This is a genomic window from Mesorhizobium sp. M6A.T.Cr.TU.017.01.1.1 (assembly GCF_004023115.1).
Classification (GTDB): Bacteria; Pseudomonadota; Alphaproteobacteria; order Rhizobiales; family Rhizobiaceae; genus Mesorhizobium; species Mesorhizobium mediterraneum.
Genome location: NZ_RZTA01000222.1, coordinates 1 through 3,948, shown reverse-complemented (window position 1 = coordinate 3,948; position 3,948 = coordinate 1). Strand labels below are relative to the sequence as shown.

The 3,948-nt window shown below is 60.0% G+C and carries 4 protein-coding genes; all 4 read left to right on the top strand.

Going from position 1 to position 3,948, the window contains the following annotated elements; all coding sequences use genetic code 11:
* Window positions 1-1,178 (top strand): ABC transporter substrate-binding protein (locus EOB36_RS33325; protein ID WP_164897703.1); only part of this gene is annotated, 1,178 nt, incomplete at its 5' end.
* 2 nt (window positions 1,179-1,180) lie between these two features.
* Window positions 1,181-2,179 (top strand): ABC transporter permease, encoded by a 999-nt coding sequence (locus EOB36_RS33320; RefSeq protein WP_095483617.1) that lies wholly within the window; start codon window positions 1,181-1,183, stop codon window positions 2,177-2,179.
* Window positions 2,176-3,357 carry an ABC transporter permease gene (locus EOB36_RS33315; RefSeq protein ID WP_095483616.1) on the top strand — a complete coding sequence of 394 codons (1,182 nt, stop codon included), beginning with the start codon at window positions 2,176-2,178 and terminating at the stop codon, window positions 3,355-3,357. The genes EOB36_RS33320 and EOB36_RS33315 overlap by 4 nt, the downstream gene beginning before the upstream one ends.
* Before the next feature lie 147 nt (window positions 3,358-3,504).
* A complete protein-coding gene (locus EOB36_RS33310; RefSeq protein WP_245467969.1) occupies window positions 3,505-3,906 on the top strand; it encodes a class I SAM-dependent methyltransferase in 402 nt (133 codons plus the stop codon).
* Window positions 3,907-3,948: the final 42 nt, after the last annotated feature.

Here is a 3,948-nt window from a genome sequence, read left to right as displayed (position 1 = left end):
ATCGCCCGGAGAACCCGGAACTGCCGACGCTCGATCCCTGGCAGAACCGGACCAAACCGCCGGCCGAGCAATTCGTCTTCGAGCGCAACCCGTTCTTTCATCGAATGGACGAGAATGGCCGGCAACTGCCCTATGTTGACCGGATCGTCATGAATGTCAGCTCGTCGGCGATCATCTCGGCCAAGACCGGTGCGGGCGAGAGCGACCTGCAATGCATGGGAATTGACTTCAGCGATTACTCCTTCCTGAAGGACGCGGAGAAGCGCTACCCGGTGAAGATGCATCTCTGGAAACGCACACAGGGTTCGCGGCTGGCGCTGCTGCCCAATCTGAATTGTTCCGACCAGGTGTGGCGTGGCCTTTTTCGTGACGTGCGCGTGCGCCGTGCCCTTTCGCTCGCTGTGGACAGGCGCGAGATCAATATGGCTGTGTTCTACGGATTGGCACAGGAAAGTGCCGATACGGTCCTGCCGGAGAGCCCGCTCTACCGGCCGGAATTCGCGAAAGCCTGGGTCGCCCATGATCCAGACCAGGCCAACGCCCTGCTCGACGAGGTCGGGCTTCAGACGCGTGACGATGACGGCCTGCGGATACTTCCCGATGGACGCCCTGCGCAGATCATAGTGGAAACGGCCGGCGAAAGCACGCTGGAAACCGACGCGCTCGAACTCATCACCGATCACTGGCGCAAGATCGGCATCGCCCTGTTCATCCGGACTTCGCAGCGCGATATCTTCCGCAGCCGCGCGCTTGGCGGCCAGGTCATGATGTCGATGTGGTCGGGCATCGACAATGGCGTGCCGACCGCCGACATGAACCCGTACCAGCTGGCCCCCACCATCGACGACCAGCTGCAATGGCCGCTCTGGGGTGCCCACTACTTGTCTCATGGCAAGGTCGGTGAGGCGCCCGATCTTCCGCCTGTGGTCGAGTTGATGGCTTTACTCAAGCGCTGGAACGCATCTACCGAAGCCACGGAGCGCGCCGAAATCTGGAACTCGATGCTGTCGATCTACACCGATCAGGTGTTTTCCATCGGCACCGTGAACGGAACGCATCAGCCGGTTCTGGCGTCCTCGCGGCTGCGCAATCTGCCTGAGAAGGCTCTCTACGGCTACGACCCGACCGCCTATTTCGGTGTCTACATGCCGGATACATTCTGGCTTGGAGACTCCTGAGCGTGCTTCGATATCTTGTCTGGCGCATTGCCGTGATGGTTCCAACGCTGCTGGTCATATCGGCACTGGTGTTCACGATCATCGAACTTCCACCAGGCGACTATTTCGACAGCTATGTTGCCGAGCTTCGGGCTCAGGGCGAAGCGGTGGATTCCGACCGCATCGAGATGATGCGCGAGGAATATGGTTTCGACCAGCCACCGCTCATTCGCTACTTCTACTGGGTCGGCGGGATGCTACACGGCGATTTCGGCTATTCCTTCGAATATGAGCTGCCGGTTCGCGATGTCGTCGGGGACCGAATGTGGCTCACGGTGCTGGTTTCCTTCGTCACGATCATCTTCACCTGGCTCATCGCCTTTCCGATCGGCATGTACTCCGCCACGCATCAATACAGCTGGGGCGACTACGGCCTGACTTTCTTCGGCCTTCTCGGCCTTGCGATTCCGAACTTCATGCTGGCGCTGATCCTGATGTATTTCGCCAACATCTGGTTCGGCACATCCATCGGCCATCTCATGGACCAGCAATATCTCGGCGAGCCGATGAGCTGGGCCAAGGCGAAGTCGATCCTCGCCCATCTCTGGATTCCGGTGTTGATCATCGGCACCGGAGGCACGGCAAGCATGATCCGGCGGCTGCGCGCCAATCTTCTCGACGAGCTACACAAGCAATATGTCGTGACCGCGCGCGCCAAAGGACTTCATCCGTTCAAGGCGCTGGTCAAATATCCGCTGCGCATGGCGCTCAATTTCTTCATTTCCGACATCGGCTCTATCCTGCCGGCCATCATCTCCGGCGCCGAAATCACCGCGATAGTGCTGTCTTTGGAAACGACCGGGCCGATGCTGATCAAGGCGCTGCAAAGCCAGGACATGTATCTGGCAGGGTCGTTCCTCATGTTCCTCGCCTTCCTGACGGTCATCGGTGTCCTGATTTCCGACCTAGCGCTGGCGCTGCTTGATCCACGAATTCGTTTGCAGGGCGGCAGCACCAAATGAACACGCATTCGCCCCTGCCCGCTCCGGGTGCTCCACTGCAGCACTATGTTTCCACCGCGCCCTTTGACCTGCAGTCGGTCGAGGCGATGACTCCGGAGCAGTCGAAAGTCTTTCAGGCGTCGCAGTTGCGGCTGATGTGGTGGAAATTCCGGAAGCACCGGCTTGCCGTCATATCAGGCATATTCCTGGCGGCGCTTTATTTCGGGATACTGATCTGCGAGTTCCTGGCGCCCTACAATCTGCACACGCGCAACATGGACTACATCTATTCGCCGCCGCAGCGGGTGCACCTGTTCCACGACGGCCAGTTCGTCGGTCCGTTCGTCTATGGCCGCCAGATGACGCTGGATATGGACACGCTCAAGCGGAACTACATCGAGAAAAAGGATGATGTTCAGCGGATCCGTTTCTTCTGCAAGGGCGACAGTTATCAGTTCTGGGGCTTGATCGAAGGTGACAGGCATTTTGTCTGCCCTGCCGAAAACGGCCAGCTCTTTCTAGCCGGCACTGACAGGCTGGGGCGCGATGTGCTCTCGCGCATGATCTATGGCGCACGCATTTCACTGACAATCGGCCTCGTCGGCATCAGTTTCAGCTTCCTGCTCGGCATTGTCATCGGCGGACTGGCCGGCTATCACGGCGGTATCTTCGACCTGATCGTTCAACGGATAATCGAAGTTCTGCAATCGATCCCCAGCATTCCGCTGTGGCTGGCTCTGGCGGCGATCATGCCGATAACCTGGAGTCCGATCCTGATCTATTTCGGCATCACCGTCATCCTCGGGCTGCTCGACTGGACTGGACTGGCGCGGGCCGTGCGTTCAAAGCTTCTAGCCTTGCGCGAGGAGGATTATGTTCTGGCCGCGCAATTGATGGGCGCCAGAAGCAGCCGCATCATCGGGCGGCATCTCATTCCCGGCTTCATGTCGCATCTGATCGCGACGGCGACGATCTCCATCCCCGGCATGATCCTGGGCGAGACGGCGCTGAGCTTCCTCGGGCTCGGCCTGAGGGCCCCGATAACCAGCTGGGGCATCCTGCTCACCGAGGCGCGCAGCGTCAGCGTCATCGCTTTCTATCCATGGCTGCTTTTGCCGATGCTCCCCGTCATTCTCGTCATCATGGCGTTCAACTTCCTCGGCGACGGCTTGCGGGACGCCGCAGACCCCTACAAGTGAGATCGCTGTTCCGCCGCGCGGCCCTGCCGCCGACTCCACCCGGTATGACGCTTGTCGGCGGCCGGTTGGCTTATTGCAGGGTTTGTCGTTCGCCTCTATATGCGGCAAGCCTCGATCGGGGCTGCTGGTTCAGGACATAAATCGCATATGAGTCGCCTTGATAATTTCATCAGCAGGATGACCGCACAGCGCGACATTCTCAATCAAATCTGCCCCGAGGTGGCGAAGATGGAGGGGCTTGTGCTCGAGCTCGGCCTCGGCAATGGCCGGACGTTCCACCATCTGCGCGAGCGCCTGCCCGGGCGCCGGATCGTGGTGTTCGACCGCGAAGTTGGCGCACACGCCAGCTCAATTCCCGAAGCTGAAAACCTCGTGCTCGGCGAAATACGCGAGACGGCCCGCAAGTTCATTGGCATCGACGCCGCTCTTGTTCATGCCGACATCGGCACCGGCTATGACGATCGCGATGCAGTGACCGCTACCTGGCTTCCCGATCTGATTGCGCGCCTGCTTCGCGTCGGCGGCGGGAGGCGTTGCAGCAGCGGGTGATCGAGCGGCGTGCCACTGACCGCGAAGCCGCCGACGCGAAGC